We start from the raw sequence: 14,683 nt of genomic DNA on the forward strand, positions 1-14,683 counted from the left end.
ATGCACCTTATTTTTTTAAGAATTCTTCACCGTTAATCTTTAAAGAAGATGGTGAATAATTTTTTAGTATCATATCGAAATTTATATCACCTTTGTCTGGGACATTAAAATATCCTCTAGCAAAGACTAAGTTACCGTTTTTATGGAGTTGCTCAACATTGACATTATACTTGACCCCTAAAGTGCCTTGTATGGACTCTTTTACAATAGAAGTGTATGTTGATATATCAGAATTTGATAAGTTTTGAGTTTCTACCTTAAAATTATGATTATTTGATTGAACATAAGAAGGACTATAAAATTTTTGCCATAAATACATACCAACAAGTACACTTGATACTATTATGAAAACTCCAAGGATTTTTTTTCTAAACTTAAATATTTTAGAATTAAAGACTTTTCGCTTTTTAGATTCAAGGGCTTTCAATTTCTTGTGTTCTTGATATCCAATTACTTTGTGATTTTTGTTAAGTTTACTAATATGTAGTTTAGAAATCTTATTTTTGCCTTCGTATTCAGTCTTTTTTTCAATGAACTTTATTGTATTATCTACATTAGCTTGTTTCATTGCCCCTCCCCCTTTTTATATTCCCTTTAACATAATAATACTATATGATAATTGAAAAAAACAAGGAACATGGCTAATTATTATGTAAAAAAAACTAAATTCATAATAAAAAAACAATATAAAGATTTATCCTTTTAAAACATCATAAAAATAATTTATTTTTAAGTTTTAAACATTTATTATGGTAACGTATGTTCTGTAAATGATTTTTTAATTTGACTATATATATAGGAATATAAATTAATCTCTTATTTCTTTTTTTGACACACTTGTTTTAACAGATACAGATGGTATTTTCCCTAATTTACCGGTTAAATTATTAATTGTATCCATATCACCTACAACAGTGACTGCTATAACAGATACTCCTTCATCATCAAAAGGGATACCCATTCTTCCTTTAATAATTCCTTTAAATCCGCCTAAAATCTTATTAAATTCTTGTTGGCATTTTTCTGGTTCATCTAAAACAGCGCTTATTACAGCTACACGACTCATATGAATTCACCCCTTTAAAAAGTATTTATTAGATTAAAATTAAAAAAGCTTTTGATTTTATTTTAACAGTATAATAGTGATAAATCTACAAAAGCTAGTATTTTATTACTATTAATTATAAATTTCTACAAAAAACAAAAATATACTTGATAACGAATAAGTGTTCGTATATAATAATTACATAGAACGAATATTTGGAACGGATGTTTGAATGAAATTATTTTTAAATCTTATCATATTAGTACAAGCATATTAATATAATGAATTAAAATTATTAATTTTTAGGAGTGATAAATTATGGGAACATTAATAACTAATGAAAAAAGAATAGAAGATATAACTTTAGACAATATAAAAAAGGGTGAAGTAACATTAATGCAATTAAATGAAATCTACAATAAAATGGGATTTGTGTTTGTAGCTGATTCAGGTAGATTTACTGGAATAAAAAAAGAAAAAATACATTAATAAAATAAATTATTTATATATAAAATATTTAAGGAAGGCCTATACTTGGGTAGATATTAAGTATAGGTTTTTTATATGGAAAAAATACAATATTATAGTAGGTAAATGTGTAACAATATAGTTACATCTTGAAAAAATTTGTTGTTTATAAGCGGATTATAAAATATAATCCTTTGTAGGGATGAGGTGATGTTATGAGCGACGATATGAAAAATAAGTCAGCTAAAAAAGTTAAAAATAAATTATATAAAAGATTGGGAGTAGCGGCAGGTATTATAGTAGTAATTATTTGTATCTCATTAAATTCCTTTACTAAAAAGTCTTTATATAATGGTAAAATAGCTGATAATATTTTTATACAAGGGGTAGAAGTATCTAATATGAGTAAGAAAGAGGCTATTGAAGCTATAAATAAAAAATACAAGCCACAAAATTTAAATTTAAATTATAACAACAATAATTATGTAATTAATTTTGAGGATATTGATTTAAAGTATAATAGTGAAGAATTAGTAGAAAAAGCTTACAATACCACAAGAACAGGTTCTTACTTTAATGACATTGCTTCTTATATAAGTATGGGTATGAAATCAGAAGGAGAAAAGTACACTATAAAAGTAACTTATGATGAAGAAAAGCTTGATGAGTATTTGAATAAGTTTGCAAATGAAATTAATCAAGATTTTAAAAATGCATCAGTAAATATAGGCAGTGGTATAAGTGTTAATCCTTCAAAAACAGGTTTGAAATTTGAAACAAAAGAAAATAAAGAATTAGTTATGGAAGCTTTAAACAACAGAAAATATGATACTATAGACTTAAAAGTAAGTGTTACAAAGCCCAAAATATCTACTGAAGATGTATCTAGTATAAATACATGTCTAGCTTCATTTTCAACTACGTTTAATTCTGCTTTGATAGAGAGATCATATAACATAGGACTATCAGCTCAAAGATGTAATAATGTTATACTAAAGCCAGGAGAAACATTTTCATATAATGAACATACAGGAATGAGAGTACTTAGCAATGGATACAAAAAGGCCTCTGTAATAATAGGTGATCAGTATGAAGATGCGCCTGGAGGAGGAGTGTGTCAAACATCTACTACTTTATTTAATGCGGCATTATTGTCAGGACTACAGATAGATCAAGTTAGAAACCATTCTAAAACATCACCGTACGTTCCTAGAGGTAGAGATGCCATGGTTAACGATGGAGATAGCGATTTAAGATTTACGAATAATTTTGATCATGCAGTATATGTTCAATGTTATAGAAGTGGAAGTAGCGTTGTTGCAGCAGTATATGGTGCATCACAAGATAAAGTTGGTGTAAATATAAAAGTTGATAACTTTACTTACAACGGTAGACCAGCTGCCAAAACATATAGAACTATTACTAAGAATGGAAAAAGTAAGACATCGTATATTTATACAAGTGTGTATAAAGAGTAAAAAAGGGATGAACTCTAGAGGAGTTCATCTTTTTTAATGGAATAATCTTATTGTTTTTAGTCACTATCTTTTGTATATAAAAAATTTATTAATACCTTTCAACTGTTTTGCTAAAATTTTTTATAAAGGTATTTGGTAAAGATAGAAAAAGATGTAATATATTGGTATAATTTATATATGACATGCAATAAAGGGGGGTGTATATATTGAGATATATTTCTAATAGATATGTGGTATTAGATAATGACGAAGAAATGGTATTTGGTAAATTCTACAAAGCTAGAGATTTGCAAGAGGATATTTTAGTTTTTATTCAATTCATAAGAGATGATCAGTATATCAATGAAAAATTTTTGCCTAATTTAATAGATGAGTCTATGACTTTGTTACAAATTAATTCTGTTAATATTGCTAAAATACTAGATTTGGGAACTTATTATACAGAAAATGAGAGGTGTTATTATATAGTAAGTGAATTTTTTGCTGGAATTGAGCTTAGAAAAGTTATAAAAGGTAATTATATGGACTTAAATAGTATTGTAAAAATATCTAGAAAAATTCTAAGAGCACTAGACACATCTTATAACCATAAGCTTTATCATGGATCTTTAACAGAAGACAATATTTTTGTAGATGAAAATTATAATGTTAAAATATATGATTTTGGTATAACTCAAGCTAATAAAGGTGTTAATATTAGGAAAGATAATAGCATAGGATTTTTATGTCCTCATCAAATTAATATTAATTATACAGATATGGAGAGTGATTTTTTTTCATTAGGTGTAATTCTATTTGATGCAATTTTTAAAAAAATGCCCTTTGGTATTGGTAAAAATGAGGATGAAATGTTAAAATTAATTGATAGAGGAATTGACTGGAATACTGTGGCTATTAATAATGAAAATATTGCTTTAGTAAATATGGTCAAGAAACTTATTAGAAGAACTGAAAAATATAATAATGTGAAAGAAGTATTAATTGATTTAAGCAAGTTTATGTATGTTAAAGCTGATATTGAAGAAAATAGTATAAGCACTTTACAAGAATATGAAAGCGATAAAAATAATAATAAACCTGGAGTAAAGTTTCTTCAAAAATCACTATTGCTTGTTCTAACATTAACAATTTTAGTCACTGCTATTATTTGGTTTCAGTAGCATGAAAATAATTATTTATCAGGAGAAAAAATATGAAAGTAAATTGGAATTCAAAGTATAATACTGTATCAGTATATGCATTAATAGTAATCTGCTGTAGTATAATTTTTTATTTTGTAGCATCTCAAATAGGATCTTTTAGCGAAAAGATAAGTATTGCAATTGGGATATTATATCCATTTATTATAGGATTTGCAATTGCTTATTTGCTTAATTTTATTTTAGATTTTTATGAAGTAAAAATATTAGGAAAAGCTCAGTGGTTTAGTAATTTAAGAAGAGGACAAAAAAGAAGTATAGGGTTATTGTTAACATATTTAACAGCAGCAGGTATATGCTACTTATTCATACACTTTATAGTTCCTCAATTAATAGAGAGTATAATGGGGTTCGTTAATGAGGTTCCTCAATATGTAGATAATGTTACTAAATTATTTAATGATTTAATAAACGAAACAAATGTAAGCCCAGAATATGCTTCACTAATACAAGAACAAATGGATAAATACATACAAATTGTTATGGATTTTGCAAAGGAAATAATTCCTATTGTAGGTAATATGTTAAAATCAATTGCGTCAAGTATATGGAATATAGTTCTTGGAATTATTATTTCAGTATATTTATTAATAGATAAAGAAAACTTCTTTGCTATAAATAGAAAAATAACGCGTGCATTATTCTCCACTAAAACTGCAAATAGAATATTTGAATTAGCTTATAGAAGTAATGAAACTTTTGGTAAATTCCTAAGTGGTAAAATAATTGACTCAGCTATTATAGGAGTATTAAGTTTTGTGGTATTCTCGATATTTAAGATGCCATATACATTACTAATTTCTGTAATAATAGGTGTGACTAATATAATTCCATTCTTTGGACCATTTATTGGAGCTATACCATCATTTATTATAATTTTATTTGTTTCTCCAACTAAAGCCTTAGTATTCTTGTTACTAGTATTCATAATACAACAAATTGACGGAAATATTATAGGACCAAAAATACTAGGAGATTCAATTGGAATATCAGCGTTTTGGATATTATTTGCCATACTTGTGGCAGGTAAATTCTTAGGAATAGTGGGAATGATAATAGGTGTACCTTTATTTGCCATTGTTTATTCGATAATAAAAGAAGAAGTTGAATATAAGCTTAAGATTAAAGAATTACCAACAGATACCAAGGATTATATGGATAGAGTGTAGCAAGAAATTAATCAAGGGAGATGTTATTATGAAGAAAAAAGGGGTTTTTATTTTAACGCTGTTAATGATGCTTTTGTTAACAGTTAATGCATTTGCAGATAATATAGATAGTGCATCAAATTATTTTGCTTTAAATGAAGATATAAATATCTCAAAAGAAGTCTTAGGTGATATTTATTCTGCAGGTAAAAAGATTACTGTAAAGGATAATGTAAATGGTGATGTTGTAGCTCTTGCTGAGAGTATAGATATTACAAGTAATGAGGTAAATGGCAATATAAGATGTGGAGCACAAACTTTAAATATTAACAGCAAAAATGTAAAAAATATAACTTCTTTTGGTCAAAATATCAACATAGGTAAAAAAACTACTGCAAAGGCTATTTACGTATCAGGTGAGAATATTAATTTTAAAGGCAATTGCGAAGGATTTTATGCCGCAGGTGACACAATAATAATTAATGGTAAAATTAATGGTGATGTTAACATAAAATGTAATGAGTTAATTATAGCCGATAATGGTGAAATTACAGGGAACATAAAGGTATACTCACCTAAAGAACCTATTGTAAACTCTAATGTATCTATGAATGACATACAATATACTAAGATAGAAAATTCAACTAATGAGAGTAAACTAAAAGCTTTTTTAGGTTTTGGAACTATTCTATCGATTTTAGGATCTTTAATATTTGGGGTGCTTTTGTATTCTGTGTTTAAAAAATTCTTTATAAAAAGTAGTGATTTATTATTGAAAGAACCACTTCCAATAGTTTTAGGAGGCATGGCATCATTTATATTAATGCCTATAGCTAGTTTGTTGTTATTTTTAAGTATAATAGCTTTACCTATTGGGGTAATATCATTAATTATGTATTTTATAGTAGTTTATTTATCTCCTGTGATTGTGGGAATAGTAATTGGAAGATTGATACTTAAGAATAAAAATCCATACTTACAGCTTTTGGTTGGTATATTAGTTATAAGATTACTAAGTCTTATACCAATGATAGGTGGTTTTGTATGGGTAGTAAGTGGAATGATAGCTCAAGGGCTAATAATATACTCATTTGTTCAATCAATAAAATATAAAGAAAAAAGAATAGAAACAAACTAATAAGAAATATGGGTTATTTTAACCCATATTTCTTATTTATTAAAAATAATGTAATAAATCAATTATTTAATAATAAATTTTTATAATAAAAATTAGGAGAGATAATTTTAAAAAATGCTTTTATTTGAATCAAATAATTTTATATGAAAATTTAAATTAATCTATTTGACAAGTATTAGAAGATAATATACTATTATTGTTACAAGTTAACAAGTCAATAATCTGATGAAGCTTTACAGAAGAGTTGTCTTAGGACACGCCGAAGGAGTCATACTCTCAGGTACTTTTTACAAAGGTGGGACTGTAAAGAATAGGAAACTCTGGAGAGACCCGTAAAGGGAGCCGAAGGGGCAAGGCTTAACTGCTCAATCTCTCAGGCAAAAGGACAGAGAATATATATAAAGCATATTTATGCTTTTCTTTAATATGTATGAAATCCTATACTAAATCATCTTTATGATTTAGTATTTTTTAATTACTAAGATATTATAATACTTTTATATATATGAAAAACTTATATGTTCTTGTATTATCAATACATTTCTATAAGAGTAAAAAAGCAATTTTTTTATAGTTCATACATATTCAAAATTATTATATTTTTAGCAAGCTGCATATTGTTACTGTATGCAGGATGCAATTTATTCTTGTCTTTATTCATAAATGATTATATGATTTTGTACTTAAATTATTTAATTACAAAAGGAGTGTTTTTTATGGATTTTCTTAACTTATTAAACCAAGTGGATAGCTTTATATGGGGACCACCATTATTAGTTTTACTAGTAGGTACAGGTATTTATCTTACAGTAAGACTGGGACTAATACAAATTGTCAGATTACCTAAAGCATTAAAATTAATTTTTAAAGCTGAGAATGAAGGTAATGGAGACATCTCAAGTTTTGGAGCTTTATGCACAGCTCTTGCAGCAACAATAGGAACAGGTAATATAGTTGGAGTCGCTACGGCAATCAAAGCTGGTGGACCAGGCGCATTATTTTGGATGTGGCTTGCTGCCTTCTTTGGAATGGCAACTAAGTATTCAGAAGGTTTACTTGCTATAAAATTTAGAACTAAAGATAAAAATGGTCAAGTATCTGGTGGTCCAATGTACTATATAGTAAATGGTATGGGGGAAAAATGGAGACCTTTAGCATCGTTCTTTGCTGTAAGTGGTATATTAGTAGCGCTTTTAGGTATTGGGACATTTTCACAAGTTAATTCAATTACAGATGCAGTACAAGGCTCTTTTAATATAGACCCTAAAATAACAGGAGTTATATTATCAATTTGTGTTGCTTTAGTTGTATTTGGAGGTCTACAAAGTATATCAAAGGTGGCAACTAAAATAGTTCCTTTTATGACAGTAGCATATATATTAATATGTCTTGCTATTTTAGGTAAATCTTATACATTAATACCAGAAACATTTGTATTAATATTTAAAAGTGCTTTTACTGGTCAAGCAGCTGCGGGAGGTTTTATTGGAGCAACAGTGTCAATGGCTATTAGAAATGGTATAGCTCGTGGCGTATTTTCAAATGAATCAGGTCTTGGTAGTGCCCCTATTGCAGCTGCTGCAGCAAAAACTAAGTGGCCAGCAGAGCAAGGTTTAATATCAATGACAGGAACATTTATAGATAGTATAATAATTTGTACCTTAACAGGAGTATCTTTAATAATTTCAGGTGTTTGGCAAAGTGATTTGAATGGAGCAATAATGACTCAATCAGCTTTTGCATCAGTACTCCCAAATTTAGGTCCAATATTTCTAACAATAAGTTTAAGCTTATTTGCATTTACAACTATCCTTGGATGGAGTTATTATGGAGAAAGATGTTTTGAATTTTTATTTGGAGTTAAAAAAATAAATTTGTTTAGAGGTTTATTTGTACTTATGGTGTTGCTTGGCGCATTTTTAAAATTAGAAATGGTTTGGATTATAGCTGATATTGTAAATGGCCTTATGGCACTACCAAATTTAATTGCTTTACTTGCGCTATCTCCAATAATCATATCTGAAACTAAATTATACTTAGATTATTTGGATGAAAAAAATAAATCAGATAAGGAAAAAATAAGCTAAAATGGCAAGTTTTCAATATTTTATTGTAATTTTTAAAAACTTTTTAAAAAAATTTTTATTTTTTTATAAAAAAGGTACCCAAAATAGAACTTAACCTTTGTATATATAGTGTAAAAAATAAAAAAGGAGAGATTTCAATGAAATTAAACAAAATGATAGCAGTAGCTTTAGGTGTAGTTCTTACATCATCAACAGTATTATCACAAGTAGGGTTGGCAGATGCAGCATCTAAACTTATAGGAAGTGCAAAAGCAAAGGAAATAATGTTAAAGAAAGTTCCGGGAGCAAAAATAGTTAAGTTTAGATTAGATAATGATAAGACTCCAGAGTACGAAGGAGAATTAACAAAAGGAAGTTATAAGTACGAAATAGATATAAATGCTAAGAGCGGAAAAATAACAGATTACGAAAAGGAAAAAATAAAAACATCTTCTTCAAAATACATAGGAGAAGCTAAAGCAAAAGAGATAATGCTAAAGAAAGTTCCAGGAGCAAAAATAGTTAAATTTAAATTAGATAAAGATGATACAGCTGAATACGAAGGTGAATTAAGAAAAGGTAACTATGAATATGAAATATCAGTAAATGCTAAAAGTGGAAAAATAACAGAATTTGAAAAAGAAAAAATAAAAACATCTTCTAAGAAATTAATAGGAGAATCTAAAGCAAAAGAAATAATGTTAAAGAAAGTTCCAGGAGCAAAAATAGTTAAATTTGAATTAGATAATGACAAAACACCAGAATATGAAGGTGAATTAAGAAAAGGTAACTATGAATATGAAATAACAGTTAACGCTGTAACTGGGAAAATAATAGAATTTGAAAAAGATATTAATTAATAAAAAATAATTTTTAGTAGTAAAATATAAATAATGTCAATAAGAAACCTTAGATTGAAGTAAAATTCAGTCTAAGGTTTTTATTTTTAGTAGAAAACTAATAGTTTTAAAAGAGAGATATAAGGTAAAATATATAGTATAAATAATTATAAAATATAAAGGAATAATCATATGAAAAAAGAGAGAAGACGTATAATTATTGATTTTGAAGTATTGTCCAAAGGTGGATTTTGGATGTGCTGTATGAAAGATTACAAAACAAAAAAAGAACATATTATTGTCAATAATAGGGAAGAGTTTCTTAGGGTTTTTAATAAAAATAAAGATTCTATTTGGGTAGGATATAATATAAAGGGATATGATCAATGGATAATGAAGGCAATAATTGCTGGAACAGATCCTTGTTCTATATCAGAAAAGATAATTGAACATAATATCTCCCCTTATGCAGTAGACAGAAGTTTAAATAGGATTCCCATATATATATTTGAACTAAATGACAGTTATAGAAGCTTAAAAGAATTAGAATTGTTTATGGGAGAAGATATAAGAGAAAGTACTATTTCTTTTGATTTAAATAGATATCCTACAAAAGAAGAAATTAAAGAACTTACTACTTATTGTCTTCACGATGTTAGGATGACTTTTAAAGTGTTTCAAGAGGTCTATTATAAGTATGAAGCACAACTGGGATTAATAGAATATTTTAACTTAGATGAAAGTATGATCAACAAGACGGAGGCTCAGTTAAGTGCATATATTCTTGGGGCTAAAAAGCCTAACTATCCTAGAGAAGATGTAGCAGACTTTGAAATAGTTAATACTATAGAACTTAGTAAGTATAATAATATAAAACATTGGTATGAAGATTATAATAATAGAGATTTTAAAAAATATTTAAGAGCCAATGTATATGGAGTTGACACAGATTTTGGATGGGGAGGTCTTCATTCTGCAAGAAAAAAATATGAATGTGAAAATTTCATTGTAAATTCTGATGTTAGTTCCTTTTATCCATCTATTATGATAGAATATGGACTTCTTAGTAGAAACGTGCAAAATCCAGGCAAATTTAAAGAAATAAGAGATGCAAGATTCAAATTTAAAAGAGAAAAAAATCCTATAGAAAAATCACTTAAACTTGTACTTAACTCCACGTATGGTGCATGTTTAGATATAAATAATGATTTATATGATCAAAGACAAGGTATAGCTATTTGTGTTAATGGGCAATTATTACTTCTTGATTTAATAGAAAAAGTTGAATTAACCTTTGGTGATAGAGCAGAATTTATACAAGGAAACACAGATGGTGTTATGTTTAAATTTAACTCTAAAGAAGATGTAGATAAATATTTAGAAATATGTCAAGAGTGGAGCAAAAGAACAAAAATGAACTTAGATCATGATTTTATAAAAAAAATAATTCAAAAAGATGTAAATAATTATGTTTACGTTAAAGAAGATAAAAGTGTAAAAAGCAAGGGTGCTTATGTAAAAAAACTAAGCTTAATAGATAATGATTTACCTATTGTGAATAAAGCTATTAAAGAAAAGTTAATCAATAATATAGAAATAGAAAGAACTGTTAATAATAGTAATGATTTAATAGATTTTCAAAAATGTGTAAAAATCACAGGTAAGTATAGTCATGCAGTTTATGGTAAAGAAAATATAAATCTTAAAGTTCTTAGAGTATTTGCAAGTAAATTAAGTATTGATAATGCCATAATGAAAATGAAAAGTGATGGAAAATTAGAAAAGATAAGCTATACACCTGATAGAGTTTTTATTGATAACAGTCAGGTTATTAATAAAGAAATACCACAGAAGCTGGATAAGTCATGGTATATTCAGTTGGCAAAAGATAGGCTGGAAAGTTTTATTCCAGAAAATTCATTTACTTTATTTGATTATTTTAATATGATTTAAATATGAAAAAAGAGCCGTATAAAATACGACTCTTTTATTTGGGCTAGCGTCATACTTATACTAGATGTATAAGTTCCCACTTATGAATATAATTATAAGTTATCCATTCACAAAAGTAAATGGAATTATTTGTAAAATAAGCCGTAATTTTAAATAAGATAAGGTTAAAAAATTCTACTCTACTGTGGAATATTATTTAAGATAAAAGAAGGTACGTCTTGGACAGGTATATTTAGAACTGTGGCAAATTCCTCATCTATTAATTTTTCAGCAGTTTTTTTAAAATCTTCATCCGTTTTAGATATTTTTTTCCCAATAGATAATTTCTCTTGTTCGATAAGAGCAATACTTTTTACTAACTGAGCTAGTTCTTCACACTCGTTATTTTTTATTACTGATTTAAAGTGCTCACTTCTTTGTCTATCGTTTTCAATTTTAAGTACATCTAGATTAGGTATACTTTTTATTATTGATAGTACTTCTTTTTCTGATAGAAGGTGTCTCATAAGTACTTTTTTATTGTCGGTAGGAACTTTGATGATAGTATTTTTATCAGAATAAACTGGTTGTATTACATAATAGGATTTACGGCCTATGTAGATGTTTTCTTCCTCTACAATATCTAATATTTTACAAACACTCATTGAACCATAAATTACATAATCATTTTTGCTAAACATGTAAGAATCACCCCTTATAATAGTAATTTTGATAAATGGGATTAACTTATCAAAATTTTACGCTATACTTATATTCTATCATACTTTGCATTGTGTATGTAAGATTTATAAAATACACAAAAATAAACCTATGGCTAGTTAGCTATAGGTTTATTTTTTGAAGAACTTCATAATTAATAATGCATATAAAAATCCTATTTATAAAAACTAATAACAGATTTTATTGATAGGAGGCAAAAATGAATTGTAAGTGGGTTTCTAATGAAGATAGAAATTTAAGTTGTTGTAGAGGTGCTGACTCATCTGGATATTGTCTTTTTCATAAAGAAAATAAAAATAAAAGAGAAAGAGCTTTATTTAAGGCTTATATAAAAAAAGGTAAAATTAGCGATTTTACAGGATTTTATTTTGAAGATAAATTTGATATTAATGAAATAGTAAATTTTGAGTATGAAAAGTTAAAATTCTGTGAGTCTATATTTAAAGAAGAAGGCAATTTTAGTAATTTTATATTTAAAAGCACTGTAGATTTTACAAATGTGAAATTTGAATCTTGCGTTTATTTTAATCAATCGACTTTTTTAGGAGATTGTATATTCAATAAAACTATTTTTAATTATAAATATATAAATGAAGAAGTATTTGAAAAATTACATTGTAATGGACAAAAATTTGTAGTAAGAAAATGTGTTAATTTTCCTCGTTTAGATGGAATTGTTTTTTCTCCATATACGAAATTTATTTTAAAAGATACATATTATAATGAAAAAAATTATTTATGCGGAAGGAATAATTATAAAATAGCGAGAATACAGGCAAAAATAATAGAAGATAACGAAAATATTGGTTATTATTATTATAATGAAAGAAATTATGCTAGTAATTTCTTGAAAATCAATAAATATAAGGGATACATGGATTATTTAGCTAATGATTTTTTTGACTTTTTATCAAAATATTTTATAGGTTATGGTGAAAAGCCTATAAAGCTACTATTAATAAGCTTTTCAATTATAAGTTTATTTGCTTTTATATATTTGTTTACAGGAATAAATAGTCTTTATCACGGATTAATAAAGATAAATTTATTAAATAATACATACTCACTTTATGAACTTGTTACTTTTTATATGGAAGCTTGGTATTTTTCAATGATGACATTTAGCACTGTAGGATACGGTGATTTTATTGCATTTGGTTTATTGAGCAAAATATTAGTATGTATAGAAGTTTTTTTGGGAATAACAATACATGCCACATGGACGTCTGTATTATTCTCAAGAATGATAAAATAATTCTAGAAAATAATTCAAGATTATTACGCAATTAAAGGGGGAAAATAATTTAGACTAAAGTTACCAAGAAGGTGAGAATTTTGAAAAAGGGAGCACAAGTATTACTAGTTTTACTAATCATTATAAGTATTGTTACTCCTAGTATTTCTTATGGCGAGAATACGAATGTGGACAAGTTTTCTAAGTCATCCATACTAATTGATCAAGACACTGGTAGAGTTTTATATGGGAAAAATCCTGATGAAAAAAGGCCTTTAGCCAGTCTTAGTAAAATGATGACCTTTTTAATTGCTATAGAGGCAATTAATAATAAGGAGGTAAATCCTCAAGATGTTATTGTAGTAGACAAAGATATAGCAAAAGTAAGAGGATCTTCTTATAAGTTAAAAGAAGGAGAAGAGGTACCACTTATAGAGCTTATGAAGGGTTTAATGATAGTATCAGGAAATGATGCAGCAGTAGCAATATCAAAACATATTGGAAAAAGTGAAGAAAAGTTTGTAGAGAGAATGAATAAAAAAGCAAAAGAAATAGGAATGACAAACACCTCATTTGTAAACTGCAATGGTCTTCCAATATATAGTTTATCAGATCCTAAAAAACCACCAAAAGAAAATATTTCTACAGCAAGAGATATTGCTAAACTAGGTAAATTTATGATGGATAACTATGAAAAAGAAGTAACAGCCATAACAGATATGCAAACTTACACTTATTCCAAAAGAGGTTTTTGTAAAAATAATACCAATGGACTTCTTTCCATAATACCTGAAGTAGATGGAATAAAAACAGGGTATACAGGAAATGCAGGATATTGTTTAGCTTTTTCCATGAAAATTAATGAAGATACTAAAAATATAGAAAATAGGTTGATAGGGGTATCTCTTGGAGCTAATCATAAAAATAAAAGAATTCAAGCGTGTCTTGCAATGCTTAAGTATGGAAAGGAAAACTTCACCACTCAAAAAGTTATGAGTAAAGAAGATTTAATTGGTAAAAAATATTTAAAAGGACTAGAAGAGTTAGAAATAACTTTAGAAAGTGAAGAAGATTTAATAATTGTGAAAAAAAACGATGAAAATATAAACACACAACTCACTTTCAAAGAAATTAAATTACCAATTAAAAAAGGTGATGTATTAGGTGTAATTAAATATTATAATGATGATGGAGAAATTTTAGGTGATAGTAAAATTGTAAGTAGAGAAGATTTATGTGATATTTCATTAAAAACAAGAATAAAAATTTTGTTTGCAGATTAATATCTAAAAATTAGTTAATAATTATAATGTAAGGTTATATTAAATTATATTGAAATTTATTTTTTCCTATGTTATACTATCAGAGGTGAAAAAATAAAATATAAAGATCACA

At 26.8% G+C, this 14,683-nt stretch carries 13 protein-coding genes and 1 riboswitch; of the genes, 10 read left to right on the top strand and 3 right to left on the bottom strand.

The window, feature by feature from the left end:
- Window positions 1-7 precede the first annotated feature (7 nt).
- Entirely contained in the window at window positions 8-568 is a 561-nt protein-coding gene (locus tag TEGL_RS06720; RefSeq protein ID WP_018589436.1) for a hypothetical protein, read from the bottom strand.
- Window positions 569-808: 240 nt separating this feature from the next.
- A complete protein-coding gene (locus tag TEGL_RS06725) occupies window positions 809-1,066 on the bottom strand; it encodes a TM1266 family iron-only hydrogenase system putative regulator (protein WP_018589437.1) in 258 nt (85 codons plus the stop codon).
- Between the two features lie 297 nt (window positions 1,067-1,363).
- Here TEGL_RS06725 and TEGL_RS06730 point away from each other — a divergent pair, with 297 nt between their 5' ends.
- From TEGL_RS06730 to TEGL_RS06765, 8 genes are all read left to right on the top strand, one after another.
- Complete coding sequence (locus tag TEGL_RS06730) at window positions 1,364-1,534, top strand: hypothetical protein (protein ID WP_018589438.1); 171 nt, start codon at window positions 1,364-1,366, stop codon at window positions 1,532-1,534.
- 194 nt (window positions 1,535-1,728) lie between these two features.
- On the top strand, window positions 1,729-2,991 hold the full coding sequence (locus TEGL_RS06735; protein ID WP_034854702.1) for a VanW family protein: 1,263 nt from the start codon (window positions 1,729-1,731) through the stop codon (window positions 2,989-2,991).
- A gap of 206 nt (window positions 2,992-3,197) precedes the next feature.
- Window positions 3,198-4,151, top strand: coding sequence for a protein kinase domain-containing protein (locus TEGL_RS06740; RefSeq protein WP_018589440.1), 954 nt, complete (start codon window positions 3,198-3,200; stop codon window positions 4,149-4,151).
- A gap of 32 nt (window positions 4,152-4,183) precedes the next feature.
- On the top strand, window positions 4,184-5,359 hold the full coding sequence (locus TEGL_RS06745) for an AI-2E family transporter (RefSeq protein ID WP_018589441.1): 1,176 nt from the start codon (window positions 4,184-4,186) through the stop codon (window positions 5,357-5,359).
- Window positions 5,360-5,387: 28 nt separating this feature from the next.
- Complete coding sequence (locus tag TEGL_RS06750) at window positions 5,388-6,476, top strand: hypothetical protein (RefSeq protein ID WP_018589442.1); 1,089 nt, start codon at window positions 5,388-5,390, stop codon at window positions 6,474-6,476.
- A gap of 310 nt (window positions 6,477-6,786) precedes the next feature.
- Window positions 6,787-6,875, top strand: a riboswitch (glycine riboswitch).
- A 317-nt stretch (window positions 6,876-7,192) separates the two neighbouring features.
- Entirely contained in the window at window positions 7,193-8,563 is a 1,371-nt protein-coding gene (locus TEGL_RS06755) for an alanine/glycine:cation symporter family protein (RefSeq protein WP_018589443.1), read from the top strand.
- A gap of 137 nt (window positions 8,564-8,700) precedes the next feature.
- Window positions 8,701-9,402, top strand: a complete 702-nt coding sequence (locus tag TEGL_RS06760; protein WP_018589444.1) for a PepSY domain-containing protein — start codon at window positions 8,701-8,703, stop codon at window positions 9,400-9,402.
- Window positions 9,403-9,573: 171 nt separating this feature from the next.
- Window positions 9,574-11,334 carry a DNA polymerase gene (locus TEGL_RS06765; RefSeq protein WP_033316289.1) on the top strand — a complete coding sequence of 587 codons (1,761 nt, stop codon included), beginning with the start codon at window positions 9,574-9,576 and terminating at the stop codon, window positions 11,332-11,334.
- Between the two features lie 179 nt (window positions 11,335-11,513).
- On the opposite strand, the gene TEGL_RS06770 is transcribed toward TEGL_RS06765, so the two are convergent.
- Window positions 11,514-12,014 (bottom strand): CarD family transcriptional regulator, encoded by a 501-nt coding sequence (locus tag TEGL_RS06770; protein ID WP_018589446.1) that lies wholly within the window; start codon window positions 12,012-12,014, stop codon window positions 11,514-11,516.
- A gap of 239 nt (window positions 12,015-12,253) precedes the next feature.
- Between TEGL_RS06770 and TEGL_RS06775 the strand changes: the two genes are divergently transcribed.
- Window positions 12,254-13,309, top strand: coding sequence for a potassium channel family protein (locus TEGL_RS06775; RefSeq protein ID WP_018589447.1), 1,056 nt, complete (start codon window positions 12,254-12,256; stop codon window positions 13,307-13,309).
- Between the two features lie 80 nt (window positions 13,310-13,389).
- Window positions 13,390-14,571 carry a D-alanyl-D-alanine carboxypeptidase family protein gene (locus tag TEGL_RS06780; protein ID WP_018589448.1) on the top strand — a complete coding sequence of 394 codons (1,182 nt, stop codon included), beginning with the start codon at window positions 13,390-13,392 and terminating at the stop codon, window positions 14,569-14,571.
- Window positions 14,572-14,683: the final 112 nt, after the last annotated feature.

The sequence above is a fragment of the Terrisporobacter glycolicus ATCC 14880 = DSM 1288 genome (assembly GCF_036812735.1).
In the GTDB taxonomy this organism is placed as follows: Bacteria; Bacillota; Clostridia; order Peptostreptococcales; family Peptostreptococcaceae; genus Terrisporobacter; species Terrisporobacter glycolicus.

Bases quoted from the DNA above. Each gene is read 5' to 3' on its own strand.
- TEGL_RS06720 (WP_018589436.1), bottom strand. From the start codon at position 568: ATGAAACAAGCTAATGTAGATAATACAATAAAGTTCATTGAAAAAAAG.
- TEGL_RS06725 (WP_018589437.1), bottom strand. From the start codon at position 1,066: ATGAGTCGTGTAGCTGTAATAAGCGCTGTTTTAGATGAACCAGAAAAA.
- TEGL_RS06730 (WP_018589438.1), top strand. From the start codon at position 1,364: ATGGGAACATTAATAACTAATGAAAAAAGAATAGAAGATATAACTTTA.
- TEGL_RS06735 (WP_034854702.1), top strand. From the start codon at position 1,729: ATGAGCGACGATATGAAAAATAAGTCAGCTAAAAAAGTTAAAAATAAA.
- TEGL_RS06745 (WP_018589441.1), top strand. From the start codon at position 4,184: ATGAAAGTAAATTGGAATTCAAAGTATAATACTGTATCAGTATATGCA.
- TEGL_RS06750 (WP_018589442.1), top strand. From the start codon at position 5,388: ATGAAGAAAAAAGGGGTTTTTATTTTAACGCTGTTAATGATGCTTTTG.
- TEGL_RS06755 (WP_018589443.1), top strand. From the start codon at position 7,193: ATGGATTTTCTTAACTTATTAAACCAAGTGGATAGCTTTATATGGGGA.
- TEGL_RS06760 (WP_018589444.1), top strand. From the start codon at position 8,701: ATGAAATTAAACAAAATGATAGCAGTAGCTTTAGGTGTAGTTCTTACA.
- TEGL_RS06765 (WP_033316289.1), top strand. From the start codon at position 9,574: ATGAAAAAAGAGAGAAGACGTATAATTATTGATTTTGAAGTATTGTCC.
- TEGL_RS06770 (WP_018589446.1), bottom strand. From the start codon at position 12,014: ATGTTTAGCAAAAATGATTATGTAATTTATGGTTCAATGAGTGTTTGT.
- TEGL_RS06775 (WP_018589447.1), top strand. From the start codon at position 12,254: ATGAATTGTAAGTGGGTTTCTAATGAAGATAGAAATTTAAGTTGTTGT.